The organism is Halomonas sp. TH-94, assembly GCF_057473365.1.
This window is the reverse complement of the sequence record NZ_JBYCKL010000083.1, coordinates 1-15651: the sequence shown is the minus strand read 5'-3', so window position 1 is coordinate 15651 and position 15651 is coordinate 1. Positions and strand designations below refer to the sequence as shown.

The window sequence follows — 15651 nt, the reverse complement described above, 5'->3', positions numbered from 1 at the left end:
GAGAAAGATGATTCCCGCCGTGCTAGCTAAGAACTTGAGCATGTCCGAACACTCCCTGTCGATGTGATACATCCTGTCGATACGAGCCATCGAAGCAAGATACTGCCCCGGCGACTGCTCCAAGAGCGAGAAGCGAGGTTACCAGCAAGATAGTTGTCGTTTGCAGGTGCAGCAAGGGACGATACGGGCTCGTTACCAGAGAGAGACGCAAGACAACCTGGGGATACGCGATTTTTCAATACAGCCTGAGACCTACCCGGGTCACTCGATTGCCATCCATTTCACTCACGACCCAATGTATACCGTGCCAGTCTACGTCATCCCCCACCACCGGGTGGCCGCCCACCCTCAAAGATACGAACTCGGCGAGTGTCATCTCGCTCTCGCCCGGGCTTAGTGTCAGGCCATAAACGCCTGCGATGTCCTTCATCAAGGCGTCGCCGTCGAAGGTGAAGGTACCGAAGAAGGCCCTCTCGCGCTTGAGCTTTGCATCGCCGCTGAACAGCCGATTGAGCGCAGGAAGGTCCTCGCTACGTCCGATGACACAAATCACATCGCCCACCTTGAGGCGAGTGCTGCCCTTGGGGTGCAGCATGGCGTGCTGCCGGAAAAGGGCTGAGATCACCGCCCCCGAAGGAAAGCGCAAAAGGCGAATGGGAACGTCGTCCAGGTCTTGGTTGTCCACCTTGTAGACGAACATTTCATAATCGTTTTCCGGCAAGATGCCGAGCGGCCCCCTGTGGTTTGGCGTTACGCCGATGGGTATTTCGACTTTCGTCCAGCGTGCCATGAGTGGAAGCGTCCCGCCCTGAATCAGCAGTGAAAACAGCACCACGGCAAAGGCGACGTTGAAGTAGAGAGCTGCGTTTTCCACCCCGCCAATAACCGGGAAAATGGCCAGCACGATAGGTACCGCTCCTCTCAGGCCGACCCAAGAGATGAAGCCGATCTCTCGCCAACGGAAGCGAAAGAAAGGTTTTACCGTCAGCAGGACAGCGACGGGGCGTGCAACGAAAATCAGTACCAGTGCCACCAAGGCGGCCGGCAGGGCAAACTCAAGCAGCCCTGACGGACTGACGAGCAACCCCAGGATGAGAAACAGCCCGATCTGGCTCAGCCAGGCCAGGCCGTCGTGCACGGGTAGAATGAAGTTGAGGTGCCTGCCCGGCTGGTTGCCGATCATCAACCCGGTGAGATAAATCGCCAGAAAACCGCTTCCACCGAGGAAGCTGGTGGCGCCGAAGACCCCGAAGCCCAGGCCCAGTGCCAGAAGCGAATAGAGTCCGGGCGCAAGGTCGAGGGAGCGCAGCAGCTTGGCACTCAGCCATCCGCCGCCCAGGCCTATCACCAAGGCAAGGCCGAATTGCAGGACCATGAACACGACTGTCGAGCCAACCCCACGAATGTCGCCAACCAGGATCTCGACAAGCAGTACCGTGAGAAATATGGCCATGGGGTCGTTGGTGCCGGATTCGATCTCGAGGGTGGCGCTGACCCGCTCGTTGAGATGCAGGCCGCGACCGCTGAGCATCGAGAACACCGCTGCGGCATCGGTGGAGCCGACGATTGCACCGACAAGCAACCCTTGTATCAGCGTGAGGTCGAATACCCACATGGCAAACAGCCCCACCAGGGCGCTGGTGACGAAGACCCCGAGCGTGGCAAGAGACAAGGCCGGCTTGAAGCCAACTCGGAACGTCTTGAGGCGGGTTCGCAGGCCGCCATCGAGTAGAATCATGGCCAGGGCCAGATGACCGATGAAAAAGGCCATGGAATAGTCATCGAACTGAATACCCAGAACGCCCTCTTCACCTGCCAGCATTCCCAGCCCGAGGAAGATCAGAAGCAGCGGCAGGCCCACCATCGATGAGATGCGGCTCGCAACGACGCTGAGAGCGATCAGGAAGCCGGAAAGTAGGAAAAGAGAGTTGATGGTGTCCATGCAAGACCTCACGCCGGAATGGCGCCATTATGCCACGCCTGCCCTCTTATCGCAGGACGAGACCTGCTAGCCATGCCCGGTATGACAGCGATAAACTCCCCGCTAACCGAAGATTACATTTGCTTTGGAGTGACATGTCCAAGCCTGATCGCAGCATCATCAATTGCAGTATTGCAGGCATGTTACTCACTTCCCTGCTGTTGTTACCTCTTTCGCTGTCGGCCCAATCCGACGCGGACGATGGCGATCCCATGCCCGCGCCTTCGCTCGAGCTAGACACCAGCGTCAGGGTATTTCCTCCCTTGAAAGCGACCGAGCCATTGGCGCCGGACGGCGATAGCCCCCTTGCCGAAGTGCCACCCGTGGTCGAAGGGCCTAGATTTCTCGAATATCTGCTACCCCGCCTGGTGAAGCCGAGCGCACCGCTCGATTCGATTTCCATCGAGCCTCTACCCGAAGTGCCCACGGTCGTCAGTGAGCCCGCCGAGCCTATCGCCCCGCCGCCCACCATTCAGCTGCGAATCACGCTGGACTGGTATCTCAACCCCCAGCATGCCGCCCTGCTGGTGGCGCGCGAGAAAGGCATGTTCCTGCGGCGTGGCCTGGAGGTGAGTCTGGATATTCCGGCAGATCCCACTGTTCCCGCCAAACTGCTGGCCGCCGGCAGAACCGATCTCGCCGTGGGCCGTCAAGCGCAGCTACACCTGCTGGCCCACGCCGGCGTACCGGTAATGCGTATTGCCACCCTGGTCGCTGCCCCCGTATCGGGGCTGGTTCTTCATGGCAGTGCCGAAAAGGAGAGACTGGATCTGGCGCTCGAGGGCTTGCGCATCGGCTATACGGACGTCGATGGTCGCGATGTGATGCTGGCGAGCCTACTCAGCGACGTTATGGGACTTGCCAATGGCTTGGAGCTGGTCGAGCTGGAAGACGTCAACTACTCAGTGCTCGATGCCATGCGCAGGCAGCGCGTCGACGGCGTTCTCACACACCACCGTTATCAACTGCCACGCCAATTGGCGGACGAGGGAGTCGTCACCCACGTTCTGCCCATCGAGGAGTTCGGTGTGCCCCTGCATGATGGGCTGATACTCATGGCCAACCGGGACCAGCTCAACGGCAAGCGTGACGCCCTGCGCCGGCTGGTGGTGGCGCTGGAGGAAGCGGCGGCGTGGATCGTCAATCACCCCCAGGAGGCCTGGGCGCTGATGGAGGCCGCAGAGCCCGCGCTAGCCGATCAGGCCAGCCGCGAAACGTGGTCGCACATCGTTCCGCGCCTTTCCCTGCAGCCCGCGGCCGTCGACAAGGGGCGCTACCTGCGCCTGGATAATTTCATGCTCGATGCCGGTGCCATCGAAACAGCCGGCTCGCTGGAGCGACTCGCAGTCGATCTTGGCGCTGCCACCCCCTGACAGCACTTACTCTCCCAGGGTGTCCAGGAAATCGTTGACTGCCGCCTGGAAGGCTTCGGGCTGCTCGGCATGCAGCCAGTGGCCTGCTTGCTCCAGGGTCACGATCTCGGCCTTGGGCAGCACCTCTCGCAGTGACGGCAGAGCCGTATCCGGGACATAGTGCGAGCGTCCCCCACGGAGCACCAGGACGGGCCCAGTGAACGAGCCCTCCCCGGCAGGCGCCTGCATGATTTCCTCGTAGCCGGCCTCGATCTGATCGAGCCCCACCCGCAACTTGAGCCCGCCGTCGGCGTCACGCTCCAGGTTGGTGGCAAGGAACAGGCGTACCGCACGCTCCTCCACATGCTCAGCCAATAACGCATCGGCTGCGCGTCGATTGTCGGGCTTGCCGCGCTGCAGGTTTCTGAGTCCGGCGAAAACGGCATCATGCCCATGGCCGTAGGCCTGCGGGGCGATATCGGCCACTATCAGTGACGCCACGCGCTGTGGCGCCATTCGGGCCAGGCTGATCACGACCTTGCCGCCCATGGAATGACCTAGCAAATGCGCCTTTTCGATTTTCAGGCGATCAAGGACTTCCAGTAGATCAGCTGCCATCGCGCCATAGCTCATGCCTTCACTGTGCGGTGAACGGCCATGGTTGCGTAGGTCGACCGCCACCACCCGCCGCCGTTCCTGCCACAGCTTGACGTGCGAGCGCCAGTTGTCGGCACTACCCAGCAGGCCATGAACCACGATGAGCGGCGTACCTTCGCCACCGGTATCCTGAAAACTGAGTTCGACGGTCATGCTTCCTCCCTTGGCGTACCGCTCCGGCGCACGACTAAGGCCGCTGCGGAGCCAGGTCCTGCTGTCCGGTAAATTGTACCAGTCTGCGACTCAGCCAGCTCAGCAGTACACCGTAGAGAGGCAGGAAGAAGAGCAGACTGATGCCGAGCTTGATGACGTAATCGACGGCGGCTATCTCGACCCAGTTGGCGGCCATGAAAGGGTCGGGGCTGCGATAGAAGGCCATGGCGAAAAAAGCTGCCGTATCGACGAGATTGCCGAGCACGGTAGAAATGGCCGGTGCAACCCACCAAGCCCGCAAATTGCGCAGTCGGTCGAATACCTGAACGTCGAGCAACTGGCCCAGTACGTAGGCCATGAAGCTGGCCAGCGCGATCCTCGCAACGAACAGATTCCACTCCCCCAACGCCTCGATTCCAGCGAGCTGCCCGCGCGGGAAGACCACCGAAACGACATAGGAGATCAGCAGCGCCGGGAGCATGACGCGCATGACGATGGCCCGTGCAGGCTCCTTGCCGAACAGCCGTACCGTGAGGTCGGTGGCGAGAAAGATGAACGGGAAGCTGAAGGCACCCCAGGTGGTGTGAAAGCCGAAAAGCGTGAATGGCAGTTGAACCAGATAGTTGCTGGCCGCTATCACGGCAATGTGGAAAGTGACCAGCAGCAGCAGGCAGCGGCGCTGCTGCGCTTCCGTCAATACGAACATGGATGAATCCTTTTTGGGTGGCCGCCTGGACGACCTGAACGAAAACGAGGGGTGAGGGAACCCTCGCCGACACCCATCGGGTGCCGGTTGCGGCGGCGATTATACGCGGCAAGCGATTGCGGGCCAATGCCTGTCGGCAACACGGGGCCAGAGACGACAGCGCCGCCCTGTGGGCGGCGCTATCAAAGGCCTGAAACTGGCATCAGATCTCACGTGCCTCATGAGCGGAGCCGACGTCGCGCTCCTTCATGGCTTCGTGAACGTCCTGGAGGCTGGCGGGATCGTCGATGGTGGAGGGAACCCCGTACTCCTTGCCGTCGGCGATGTTGCGCAGCAGTTTACGCAGGATCTTGCCTGAGCGCGTCTTGGGCAGACGATTGACCACCAGGACCTGCTTGAAGCACGCAATCGGCCCGATCTGGTCACGCACCAGGGCAATCAGCTCGTTCTCGAGGGCAACTTCGTCACCATCGAAGCCATCCTTGGGGATGACCAGGCCTACCGGAATCTGTCCCTTCAGGGCGTCGTGAATACCGATTACGGCGCATTCGGCCACCGCCTTGTGGGCACCCACCACCTCTTCCATCTCACCGGTCGAAAGCCTGTGGCCAGCCACGTTGATGACGTCATCGGTGCGGCCCATGATGAAGAGATAGCCGTCTTCGTCGAAATACCCGCCGTCGCCGGTCAGGTAGTAACCGGGAAAGGCAGCCATATAGGCGCTGTGGAAGCGCTTGGGGTCGCCCCATACGCCTATCAGGCAGCCCGGGGGCATGGGCTGCTTGATCACCACACTGCCCTGCTCCAACGGAGCTGCCTGTTCGCCCTCACGATCCAGGATCTGGACGTTGAAGCCCGGCACGGGGACGGTGGCACTGCCGGCCTTGGTCGGCATCGGCTCGAGCCCTTGCAGGTTGGCGGCGATTGGCCAGCCGGTCTCGGTCTGCCACCAATGGTCGATGACCGGAACGTCGAGGAGGTCATCTAGCCAGTGGTAAGTCGGTGGGTCGAGGCGCTCACCTGCAAGATAGAGCGCTTTCAGACAAGAGATATCGTACTGCTGTAACAGCTTGCCGTCGGGATCCTCTTTCTTGATCGCGCGGAAAGCCGTCGGGGCGGTGAAAAAGCTCTTGACGCGATATTGACTGATCAGGCGCCAGAAGGCGCCGGCATCCGGCGTCCTGACCGGCTTACCCTCGTAAACCACGCTGGTACAGCCGCGCAGCAGTGGCGCATAGACGATATAGGAGTGCCCCACGACCCAGCCGACGTCCGACGCAGAGAAGAATACGTCGCCTGGTGCAACGTCATAGATGGCTTCCATGGAATAGTGCAGCGCCACTGCGTAACCGGCCGTGTCGCGCACCACGCCCTTGGGCTTGCCGGTGGTTCCGGACGTATAAAGCACATAGAGGGGGTCGCTCCCCTTGACGGGAACGCAATCTGCCGGCTCGGCCTCTTTTACCAGCTCGGCCCAGTCGTGATCCCTGGGGCCGAGCTCGGCAAGCTGCTGTTGCCGCTGCAGGAAGATGCTGGCGACCGGCTTGTGTTCGCTTAGCTCGATTGCAGCGGCAATATTTGGCTGATAGGGGATGAGGCGATCGACTTCGACCCCGCAGGAGGCAGCCACCACCACTTTGGGCTTGGCGTCGTCGATACGAACGGCGAGCTCATGTGGCGCAAAGCCACCGAACACCACGGAATGCACCGCACCCAAGCGCGCACAAGCATACATGGCAACGAGAGCTTCGGGGACCATCGGCATATAGATGACGACACGATCCCCTTTCTCGACGCCCAGCCCCTTCAAGGCGCCGGCAAACAGCGCCACGTCGTCGCGCATTTCGCGATAGGTAAGGGTGCGCTTGCCGCCGGTAACCGGTGAGTCCCAGTAGATGGCTGGCTGATCGCCGCGCCCCTGGTCGACGTGATGGTCCAAGGCGGCATGACAGAGATTCATCTCGCCATCGGTAAACCAGCGTGCATGGCCTTGCTCGTCGTACTCCAGGATGGTGGTTGGAGGGGTGAACCAGGGGATTCTCCGAGCCTGCTCGGCCCAGAAGGATTCCGGCTGTTCGATCGAGCGCTGATACTGATTTTTGTAAGCTGGCATGAGCATTCCGTCCGGCATCGGAGACTTCGATTGTTGACACTTTAGAGGTTTTTTCTTTTTTTTCTCTCATACCATCGGCTAACAAAGCGGATATTAGGCATAAAAGCCTGTTTTCTTGACCCGGATTGTTGACAACTGTCCAAAATGACCGCCGTTTAAAACGACCTGAATTTATTCTCCGTTTGACAGTCGCAGAGTCACTATCAATGATGACTAAATCAGCAATGCCATGACCAAACGGGCACTGCCGGGTTGCAGCGTCTGCGACATTCCATTTGCGCTGTCCTGTCTCAGACCGAGGTAGCTGCCTGAAACCGCCAGACCTGAGCGAGACCAAATTGCTCGGGCATCAACGGGAGAACATCATGAGCACCTCGCACAGCGCTTCCACTCGCCTTCTGCAAGCCGGCAGTCCAGCGATAGACCATGCCACTGCCCTGCTCAAGGCGCTAGCCAATGACAACCGCCTGCGTATCCTGTGTCTGCTGGACGAATCCGAACTATCCGTGACCGAACTCAACCAGCGCTTATCCCTCAGCCAATCGGCATTGTCTCAACACCTGGCCATACTCAGACGTGAAGGATTGGTATCGACACGCCGGGCATCGCAGACCATCTACTATTCGCTGCAGGGTGATCAGGCTCGCCAGATGATCGAGGCTCTGGTGCGCCTGCAGGAACGATGACGACGGCACGATCGAAGGCTCATCGCTTTTCCCAACGGCTCGCGTCCAGCCGTTCGAATACTCGTTCAACGGCGCCCTCTACCCCTTTGCTTACCGCCATGCCGAGCTTCGCACCCATGGGGTGGCGCGTCTCCAAACGCACGCTGACAACGCGCGCATCCTGCATGCGCGAGACCAGATAGGCTTCGCTGGTGCCGAGGTCATCGATCAGTCCCTTGGTCAAGGCGTCACGGCCGTACCACACCTCTCCCGTCGATGCCGCTTCGATATCCAGCGTGGGGCGCCGCTCGGCTACATGCCGCTTGAACAGGGCGTGAATGTTTTCCAGGTCGGATTGGAATTTCTCGCGCCCCTCTTGCGTATTTTCGCCGAATACGGTGAGCGTTCTCTTGTACTCCCCTGCCGTGAGCAGCTCGACGTCGATATCGTGACGTTTGAGCAGGCGATGCACGTTGGGAAGCTGAGCAACGACGCCGATCGAGCCCAGTACGGCGAAAGGAGCAGCGCGCAGGTGATCTGCCGCGCACGCCATGAGATATCCGCCACTGGCTGCCACCTTGTCCACGCAAACCGTTATTCTGAGTCCCGCATCGCGCAAGCGATCGATCTGGGCCGCAGCAAGCCCGTAGGCGTGAACCAGACCGCCGGGAGACTCCAGGCGAATCACCACTTCATCCTTTTCGTTGGCCGTCGCGATTACGCTGGAGATCTCTTCCGCAAAGCGGTCAACGCCGGTTGCCTTGATATCACCGTGAAAGTCGAGCACCCAAACGGTACGTCGTTCCTCTTCCGGCTGACTGCGGCCTTTACGGGAGCGCCCCTTGTCGTCACGTCGAAAGGCCTTGAGCAAGCGCTTGCGCGCCCCAGGCTCGGTAGCCGCCACTGCCAAGCGACGGCGGCGAGTCTCGAGTCGCTCATTCAACTCCTCGACACGCAGCCGAGTGCGCCCACCGCTCTCGCTCTTGATTCGGGCGACAACCACTATCACCATGACCACCAGAATAGTGAGTATCGACATCTGAATGATGAAGCGCCCGATGTCCATCAACCATTCGTTCACATTGTCACTCCTGTAGGGGTTGTAAATTCAATCGTGACGTCGCCGCGCGACGTTGACAACGGGCTTGATTGAAACAATCGTTTGAAATAACCTCTGGGATGGCTTCCCCTCTGCTTACCAACATAGGATTTGACCATGTCCGTTTCGACCCTAGACAAACTGCAAGAGCGTTTCGACCCCCAGGCTGCCAAGGGCATGGATGATATCTTCCAATTTCATTTCAGCGACAATGGCAGCCACTATCTGATCGTCAAGGACGGTACCCTGGTGATCGAAGAGGGTGAGCATGACGACCCCTCCGTTTCGCTTTCCATGAGTACCGACACCTTGAGAGGCATCATGTCGGGCGATGTCAACGGCATGACGGCCTTCATGACCGGCAAGCTGAAGGCGACGGGTAACGTGATGCTGGCTACCAAGCTCACCAGCCTGTTTCCGAATCGCTGATGCGATCGGCGGTATCGCTGCACCGCCGACGGGCCGCCATCAGGCGGCCCGTTTCATTTCCGAAGGGTGAGACGGCCAACGCCGCCGGCCACTTCTGCGAGATGAGTCTCGATCAAGGCGCGCGATATCGAGTAGGTCGGTGGGAGTTGCGGCAGTCGGCTGGGGAGGAACCAGGCGGCATCGGCAATCTCTACGCCATCGATACGGATGCGCCGAGTCGCCGCTTCGGCAAAGAAGCCGAGCATGAGGGCGTGGGGAAAGGGCCAGGCCTGGCTGCGGTAGTAACGTATTCGCCCTACGCTCACCCCCACCTCCTCGTAGATCTCCCTGTGGACCGCCTCTTCGGCCGATTCGCCAGGCTCGATGAAGCCGGCCAGGGTCGAATAGCGGCCCGGTGGGAAGCGAGGGCTACGGGCCAGCAGCATGGCCTCACCATGGGTTACGAGCGTGATGATGCATGGAGAGATTCGCGGATAGTTGCGGTGGCCGCACTGCTCGCAGTGCATGGCAAACTCGGCATCGAGTCGCGCTGAAGCTGCGCCACAGCGGCCGCAAAAACGGTGGTCGCGTATCCAGGCCGCGACCTGAAGGGCCGTTGAAATCAACGGATACCAGGATTCAGGCAGCTGTGCGAGCCACTGTCGACCGTCAGGCCAATGCGCCTCGGCACGCTCTTCCACCGACAAGGCGATCGGCTCGTCGTGCCAGAAGGCGAGTGGCTGAACCTGGGCCGGCCAGGGTTGCTCCGGTTGCAGCGGACTGCCGTCAGGGGCCGGGGCGATCTTGCCTTCGGCCACTCGCAGCAGCCGACCCTGGGCGATGCCTAGCGGCAGTTCACGGCGCAGCATCGCTGCCCTCTTGGCTCCGCTGCAGCATATCCCAATGGCAGCTTCCGGCCGCCTGACGAATCTGTTCGAGCTTATTGCGGTGGGCGGCCAGCTCCGCCTCTCCCGGCTGCAGCACGCGAAGGCTGCCGGGTGGAAGCGCCAGGCGCCTGATCGACAAGCCGCTAGCCATGGCTTCGCTATCGCTGCTCTCCTCCGCATCCAGGGAAAGCGCGGTCTGCCCGCCGGTCATGGCCAGGTAAACCTCGGCCAGTATCTCGGCATCGAGCAGGGCACCGTGAAGCACGCGGTGGCCGTTGTCGATCTCGTAGCGTTTGCACAGCGCATCGAGGTTGTTACGCTGACCAGGGTGGCGCTCGCGTGCCAGCTGCAGCGTATCGAGGATACGGCAGTGTTCTGCGACCGGCCCCAGGCGAGGCTCTCCGCGTGCCGCCATCAGCAGTTTGAACTCGTGATCGATGAAGCCCACATCGAAGGCCGCATTATGGATCACCAGCTCGGCACCACGGACGAATGCCCAGAACTCATCGGCCACGGAAGCGAATACCGGCTTGTCTTCCAGAAACTCGTTGGTGATGCCGTGGATGCCGATGGCTTCCGCTTCCACCACCCGTTCCGGGTTGATGTATTGATGGTAGGTACGGCCGGTGAAGCGTCGATTGACGAGTTCCAGCGCGCCGATCTCGATGAGGCGATGGCCTTCCCGCGGATCGATGCCGGTAGTTTCGGTATCAAGAACGATCTGACGCATTGACTATGACTCGGGTTGGATGACTTTCGCTTTGCCGCGCGACCAGTGAGCGTCGATGGCGGCATTGGCCAGCGCATCGGCACGCTCGTTGCCCGGGTGGCCATTGTGTCCCTTCACCCAGTGCCACTGGATGCGATGACGCCGGGTCTCTTCCAGAAGCTCTCGCCACAGCGCCTCGTTCTTGACGGGCTGACGGCTTGCCGTCTTCCAGTTGCGTTTCATCCAGCCATGGATCCACTCGGTGATGCCGCGGCGCAGGTACTCGGAATCGGTCCAGAGCTCGATCTCGCAGGCACGCTTGAGCGCGCGCAGCGCCATGATGGCCGCCATCAGTTCCATGCGATTGTTGGTGGTGTTTTCTTCGAAGCCGTTCAGCGTCTTTTCGTGGCTGCCACTGACCAGCACCGCCCCCCACCCCCCCGGTCCCGGGTTACCGCGACAGGCGCCATCGGTATAGATCGTGACCCTGGGAAGAGCCTTGTCCTGTTCGCCTTCACTCAACTTCTGTGGTCCTTCTGCTTGGTTCCGGTACGCTGTTGCCTACCCGAGTGGCGTGCCCCAGCGCACCGCCGCCCAACGACCCTTGGAGACGTAGCTTGGGACGCTGGCTCTGGGCAAGGCGGGTGCGGCGTCGGGCGTGAATGATGAAGCTGTCGCCCAGCGGCACGTTATGGCGCCGTCCCAGCGTCTCGAGAGCAGCATTGCTCGGCAGGCTGCCGGGGAGGTGAAAGCCGCAGTAGTCTACCCGCTCGATGCGGAAGTCGACAAACGCCAACCAATCGCCCAGCTTGCCTGGCGTCCGCCATTGTCCGCGCCAGGGCAAGCGGGTGCGACGTCTGGGCGATAACCGAGAGAGGCCTGCGATTCCCAGCGGCATCCAACCCAGCACGATCAGACAGCCATCGTCTGCGGTAACTCGAGCGGCTTCCTGCAACAGGCGGTGTGGCTCGGGCACCAGCTCCAGCAGATGATGCACGAGGACCAGATGAAGGCATTCATCAGGCAATGCCAGCGCATCCAAGGGGCACACCAGGCTCGACGCGCTTTCGCTGAGCTCGGCTGTGGGCGCCCAGCGAATGTTGTGGCGAATGGGAGACATATCGGTCAGCGCCGGCGCCATGCCCAGCTCCAGGCTATGTCCACCATGGCGACTCTCGCAGATCGGTCCCAGGCAAGCCCGCTCGGCGCGCCAATGGGCCTGGCCGTTTTCGCTTGACCAGTAACGACGTCCTTCGCGATAGAGCTGGGCCAGGGCGAGTGCCCCCTCCGGGTTTGACATTGCTGGCCTATACCTCCATGATCACCGGTTTTGTAGGCAATTCACCGCAACATGGCTGCGTATCGCCGCCGTGGAGACCTGACTTGGGCGGCTCCCGGCCAAGCGGGCGTGGCGGCAAGCTGAATTCACTTTGATCTCGTTATGGCACTTCTTCGTTATGACATTCGGTTGACGACGCGACAAGGAAAACCCCTATGCTGAGCGTGACACCGATTCCCGCATTAAGCGATAACTATATCTGGCTATTACGCCAGGATACGAGCCCCGAGGTCTGCGTGGTGGATCCGGGCGACGCCGAACCGGTCATCAAGACGCTCGAACAGGAAGGCCTCACGCTCGACTCCATTCTCGTAACGCATCATCATCCCGACCACACGGGTGGCCTGCCGGAATTGGTCGAGCGCTTTTCCCCCAGAGTCATCGGTCCGCACAATCCGAACATCGACGCTCTCACGGAACGGGTCGCTAACGGCGATACCTGTCGCGTCATGGGGCGCCGCTTCGATGTCTTCGAAGTCCCCGGGCACACCCTCGATCATATCGCCTTCTTCACTGCCGGCATCCCGCCGCTGCTCTTCTGTGGCGATACGCTGTTTTCGGGTGGCTGTGGCCGGCTTTTCGAAGGCAGCCCGGAGCAGATGCATCGTTCTCTGCAGACCCTGGCTGGCTTGCCGGACGATACGCTGGTATTTGCCGCCCACGAGTACACTCTTGCCAATCTCAGGTTCGCGCAGGCGGCCGACCCCAACAACCGCGACGTTGCCGACGCACTTGCCCAGGCCGAGCACGCGCGCGGGCACGACCGCCCCACGCTGCCAAGCCATCTGGCTCGCGAGAAGCGCATCAACCCCTTCCTGCGCTGTGCGGACCCCGACGTTCGTGCCACGGCGGCGCAGCATGGCAAGACCGACACCGATCAGGCCACGTTCGCGACCCTGCGAGCCTGGAAAGACAGTTTCTGAGAATCGACGCATCCCATGGGCAGCGCTGCAAGCGCACCCAGAAGGAGAACGTATGACCTATCGAACGACACGCCAATGGACGCTGGTACTCGCCGGCGGCATTGCCATGATTGGCGCGCTGTCAGCGGCCAGTCCGGCACTACTGGCAGCGCCCCACCCCGGGGCTAGCCCCGCCATGCCCACCCACCATTTCTGGGACGACCTGAACATCGAGTACCTGCCCGGAGATGCCTGGGAACGGCTGCGTGAGAATCTGTCATGGCATGATCGCCGTCATGACGCCCGCGTGCAGCAGTGGATCGAACATTACCGTGCCAATCCTGCCAACGTGGTCGAAATCATCGAACGCGCTCGGCCCTGGATGGCGTGGATCACCGAGCAGGTAGAGTTGCGAGGCCTGCCCGCCGAGATCAGCCTGATTCCTTTCATCGAAAGCTCCTACGACCCGCATGCCCGCAGCCATCGCGGCGCGGCCGGCCTATGGCAGTTCATGCCCGGTACCGCCGATGCCTTGGGACTGCGGCGCCAGAACGGTTACGACGGCCGCCTCGACGTGGTGGCCGCCACCAACGCGGCGCTGGACTACATCGAGCTGCAAGCCGACCAGTGGTATGAAGGCGATATCGAACTTTCGCTGGCGGCCTACAATGCCGGCGCCGGCACGGTCAACCGGGCTCGCCACGCCGCCATGGCTCGCGGTGAAAGCGGTCATTACTGGGACTTGCAGCTGCCCAACGAGACGATGAACTACCTGCCCAAGCTCAATGCCATCGCTGCCATCATCGACGATCCGGAAAGCTACGGCGTCACGTTGCCCGAAATAGACGACGCCCCCGCTTTTGCCAAGGTGCCGGTGAACCAACATATCACTCTGTCGCAACTGGCCAGTGTGACAGGAGTGGACAGCGCTGAGCTGACTGCCCTGAACCCCGGCTTGACCAACGGCAGTGCCAGCCCGGCCACCGCTGCAGTCGTTCTGGTGCCCATCGAGCAGGAAGAGGCCGTGCTGGCCGAACTGAGCAGTCCCCCAGCAAGCGAGCCCGCCGAAGCAGGCCACTACCTCGTACAGCGCGGCGACAGCCTGTCAGCCATTGCATCCCGCCATGGCCTAAGCGTGGCCGAACTGCGCCAGCACAACGGCCTGCGCGGAGACGCCATACAAGTGGGGCAAACACTCGATATACCACGTCGCAGCCTGGCATCTCGCTGACATGGCAGGCAAACCGATAAAAACCAAGGTTTACAAGCGACGGGGGGCCTGACACCTTATGGCGGTAATGCTCGGAGTTCCGGGATAGCCCCAACCAAGGATGTCATTGATGCGGTTCGTCTTGCGTTCCACTCTCTATTGCTGTCTTTTGCTCGGCTGGTTGGCGCCGGTACTCGCCGCCGAACCCGACGAAGTTCCCACGGTGCATGGCCTGGCGCTCTATGACGACCCGGCCCTGCCCGCGGATTTCACGCATTTTCCCTACGTCGAGGCCGAGGCCCCCAAGGGGGGCAGCATGACTCAGGCCGCCGTGGGCAGCAGTTTCGATTCGACCAATCCCTTCATCATTCGCGGCACCCCGGCGATCGGCATCAGCCATATCTACGACACCTTGCTCACCGAGAACGCCGACGAACCGTTCAGCGTCTATGGTCTGCTGGCGGAGGGAATGCGGCTGGACCCGGACCGCTACTGGATCGAATTCGATTTGCGCCCCGAGGCCCGCTTCCATGACGGCGAGCCGGTGACGGCTGAAGACGTGGCATTCAGCTTCAATCTCCTAATAGAGGAAGGCAATCCCTTCTACCGTGGCTATTACGCCGATGTCGAAAGCGTCGTGGCACTGGACCCTCATACCGTGCGCTTCGAGTTTTCCAGCAACCATTCCCGGGAGCTGCCGTTGATCGTCGGTCAGCTGCCGATACTGCCCAAGCATTACTGGGAAGAACGCGACTTCAGTGCACCGACGCTGGCTCGTCATCCCGGCTCCGGACCCTATCGAATCGCCAGCGTCGAGCCAGGACGTCGCATCGTTTATCAACGCGACGAGGAGTATTGGGGTCGCGACCTACCGGTCAACGCCGGCAGGCATAACATCGATCGCCTGATCTACGACTACTATCGCGATCGCGATATTGCCTGGGAGGCCTTCAAGGCCGGCGTACTGGACTACCGCATCGACGCCCGAGCCTCGACCTGGGCGATAGGCTACGACTTCCCCGCCTACCGCGATGGGCTGGTAAAGCGGATCTCCGTCCCCGATGGAAGTCCCTCGCGCATGCAGGCATTCGTGTTCAATCTGCGTCGCGACAAGTTCCAGGATCGCCGTGTCCGCGAGGCGCTCAACCTGACTTTCGACTTCCCGTGGCTCAATGCCAACCTGTTCTACGACTCCTACCACCCTACCGTGAGCTATTTCCAGAATTCCGAGATGGCGGCTGAGGGTTTGCCGAGCGAGGCGGAGCTCGAGCTGCTCGAGCCGCATCGTGATGAGCTGCCCGCCCGGGTGTTCGACAGCCCCGTGCCCATCGACCATCCCGAAGACCTGCGCGAGCGCTTGCGGCTGGCCTATGACCTGCTGCTTGAGGCCGGCTATGAGGTACACGACGGCAGGCTGGTCGATGCCAGGGGACGCCCTCTCACCATTGAGGTGATGCTATTCGACAGTGG

General features: G+C 61.1%; 15 protein-coding genes. 6 read left to right on the top strand and 9 right to left on the bottom strand.

Going from position 1 to position 15651, the window contains the following annotated elements; all coding sequences use genetic code 11:
• Nucleotides 1-235: 235 nt before the first annotated feature.
• Nucleotides 236-1942: a potassium/proton antiporter gene (locus AC2VNO_RS15855; RefSeq protein ID WP_486935030.1), complete on the bottom strand. Its 1707-nt coding sequence runs from the start codon at nt 1940-1942 to the stop codon at nt 236-238.
• A 134-nt stretch (nt 1943-2076) separates the two neighbouring features.
• Here AC2VNO_RS15855 and AC2VNO_RS15850 point away from each other — a divergent pair, with 134 nt between their 5' ends.
• Nucleotides 2077-3354 (top strand): ABC transporter substrate-binding protein, encoded by a 1278-nt coding sequence (locus AC2VNO_RS15850; protein WP_486935029.1) that lies wholly within the window; start codon nt 2077-2079, stop codon nt 3352-3354.
• 6 nt (nt 3355-3360) lie between these two features.
• Here AC2VNO_RS15850 and AC2VNO_RS15845 read toward each other — a convergent pair whose 3' ends face one another.
• The 3 genes from AC2VNO_RS15845 to AC2VNO_RS15835 form a co-directional block, all read right to left on the bottom strand.
• Nucleotides 3361-4143: an alpha/beta fold hydrolase gene (locus tag AC2VNO_RS15845; protein WP_486935028.1), complete on the bottom strand. Its 783-nt coding sequence runs from the start codon at nt 4141-4143 to the stop codon at nt 3361-3363.
• Nucleotides 4144-4177: 34 nt separating this feature from the next.
• Nucleotides 4178-4849, bottom strand: a complete 672-nt coding sequence (locus tag AC2VNO_RS15840; RefSeq protein WP_486935027.1) for a 7-cyano-7-deazaguanine/7-aminomethyl-7-deazaguanine transporter — start codon at nt 4847-4849, stop codon at nt 4178-4180.
• 202 nt (nt 4850-5051) lie between these two features.
• The gene (locus AC2VNO_RS15835; RefSeq protein ID WP_486935026.1) at nt 5052-6968 is read right to left on the bottom strand and encodes a propionyl-CoA synthetase; all 1917 of its coding nucleotides are present in this window, start codon (nt 6966-6968) and stop codon (nt 5052-5054) included.
• A gap of 359 nt (nt 6969-7327) precedes the next feature.
• Between AC2VNO_RS15835 and AC2VNO_RS15830 the strand changes: the two genes are divergently transcribed.
• A complete protein-coding gene (locus AC2VNO_RS15830) occupies nt 7328-7648 on the top strand; it encodes an ArsR/SmtB family transcription factor (RefSeq protein WP_486935025.1) in 321 nt (106 codons plus the stop codon).
• A 19-nt stretch (nt 7649-7667) separates the two neighbouring features.
• Here AC2VNO_RS15830 and sohB read toward each other — a convergent pair whose 3' ends face one another.
• Nucleotides 7668-8708 (bottom strand): protease SohB, encoded by a 1041-nt coding sequence (gene sohB, locus AC2VNO_RS15825; protein WP_486935024.1) that lies wholly within the window; start codon nt 8706-8708, stop codon nt 7668-7670.
• A gap of 135 nt (nt 8709-8843) precedes the next feature.
• Between sohB and AC2VNO_RS15820 the strand changes: the two genes are divergently transcribed.
• Nucleotides 8844-9155, top strand: a complete 312-nt coding sequence (locus AC2VNO_RS15820; RefSeq protein WP_228579544.1) for an SCP2 sterol-binding domain-containing protein — start codon at nt 8844-8846, stop codon at nt 9153-9155.
• 53 nt (nt 9156-9208) lie between these two features.
• Here AC2VNO_RS15820 and nudC read toward each other — a convergent pair whose 3' ends face one another.
• From nudC to AC2VNO_RS15800, 4 genes are read right to left on the bottom strand one after another with little or no spacing between them, the layout of a single operon-like run.
• Nucleotides 9209-10003: an NAD(+) diphosphatase gene (nudC, locus tag AC2VNO_RS15815; RefSeq protein WP_486935023.1), complete on the bottom strand. Its 795-nt coding sequence runs from the start codon at nt 10001-10003 to the stop codon at nt 9209-9211.
• On the bottom strand, nt 9990-10751 hold the full coding sequence (gene dnaQ / locus AC2VNO_RS15810; protein WP_486935022.1) for a DNA polymerase III subunit epsilon: 762 nt from the start codon (nt 10749-10751) through the stop codon (nt 9990-9992). Before dnaQ ends, nudC begins: the two co-directional genes overlap by 14 nt.
• Before the next feature lie 3 nt (nt 10752-10754).
• A complete protein-coding gene (rnhA, locus tag AC2VNO_RS15805; RefSeq protein ID WP_486935021.1) occupies nt 10755-11252 on the bottom strand; it encodes a ribonuclease HI in 498 nt (165 codons plus the stop codon).
• Entirely contained in the window at nt 11245-12030 is a 786-nt protein-coding gene (locus AC2VNO_RS15800; RefSeq protein ID WP_486935020.1) for a methyltransferase domain-containing protein, read from the bottom strand. Before AC2VNO_RS15800 ends, rnhA begins: the two co-directional genes overlap by 8 nt.
• 194 nt (nt 12031-12224) lie before the next feature.
• Here AC2VNO_RS15800 and gloB point away from each other — a divergent pair, with 194 nt between their 5' ends.
• From gloB to AC2VNO_RS15785, 3 genes are all read left to right on the top strand, one after another.
• Complete coding sequence (gloB, locus tag AC2VNO_RS15795) at nt 12225-12992, top strand: hydroxyacylglutathione hydrolase (RefSeq protein ID WP_486935019.1); 768 nt, start codon at nt 12225-12227, stop codon at nt 12990-12992.
• Between the two features lie 52 nt (nt 12993-13044).
• Complete coding sequence (locus AC2VNO_RS15790; protein ID WP_486935018.1) at nt 13045-14202, top strand: transglycosylase SLT domain-containing protein; 1158 nt, start codon at nt 13045-13047, stop codon at nt 14200-14202.
• A 109-nt stretch (nt 14203-14311) separates the two neighbouring features.
• Nucleotides 14312-15651 (top strand): extracellular solute-binding protein (locus AC2VNO_RS15785; RefSeq protein ID WP_486935017.1); only part of this gene is annotated, 1340 nt, incomplete at its 3' end.

Bases quoted from the DNA above. Each gene is read 5' to 3' on its own strand.
- AC2VNO_RS15855 (WP_486935030.1), bottom strand. From the start codon at position 1,942: ATGGACACCATCAACTCTCTTTTCCTACTTTCCGGCTTCCTGATCGCT.
- AC2VNO_RS15850 (WP_486935029.1), top strand. From the start codon at position 2,077: ATGTCCAAGCCTGATCGCAGCATCATCAATTGCAGTATTGCAGGCATG.
- AC2VNO_RS15845 (WP_486935028.1), bottom strand. From the start codon at position 4,143: ATGACCGTCGAACTCAGTTTTCAGGATACCGGTGGCGAAGGTACGCCG.
- AC2VNO_RS15840 (WP_486935027.1), bottom strand. From the start codon at position 4,849: ATGTTCGTATTGACGGAAGCGCAGCAGCGCCGCTGCCTGCTGCTGCTG.
- AC2VNO_RS15835 (WP_486935026.1), bottom strand. From the start codon at position 6,968: ATGCTCATGCCAGCTTACAAAAATCAGTATCAGCGCTCGATCGAACAG.
- AC2VNO_RS15830 (WP_486935025.1), top strand. From the start codon at position 7,328: ATGAGCACCTCGCACAGCGCTTCCACTCGCCTTCTGCAAGCCGGCAGT.
- AC2VNO_RS15820 (WP_228579544.1), top strand. From the start codon at position 8,844: ATGTCCGTTTCGACCCTAGACAAACTGCAAGAGCGTTTCGACCCCCAG.
- nudC (WP_486935023.1), bottom strand. From the start codon at position 10,003: ATGCTGCGCCGTGAACTGCCGCTAGGCATCGCCCAGGGTCGGCTGCTG.
- dnaQ (WP_486935022.1), bottom strand. From the start codon at position 10,751: ATGCGTCAGATCGTTCTTGATACCGAAACTACCGGCATCGATCCGCGG.
- AC2VNO_RS15800 (WP_486935020.1), bottom strand. From the start codon at position 12,030: ATGTCAAACCCGGAGGGGGCACTCGCCCTGGCCCAGCTCTATCGCGAA.
- gloB (WP_486935019.1), top strand. From the start codon at position 12,225: ATGCTGAGCGTGACACCGATTCCCGCATTAAGCGATAACTATATCTGG.
- AC2VNO_RS15790 (WP_486935018.1), top strand. From the start codon at position 13,045: ATGACCTATCGAACGACACGCCAATGGACGCTGGTACTCGCCGGCGGC.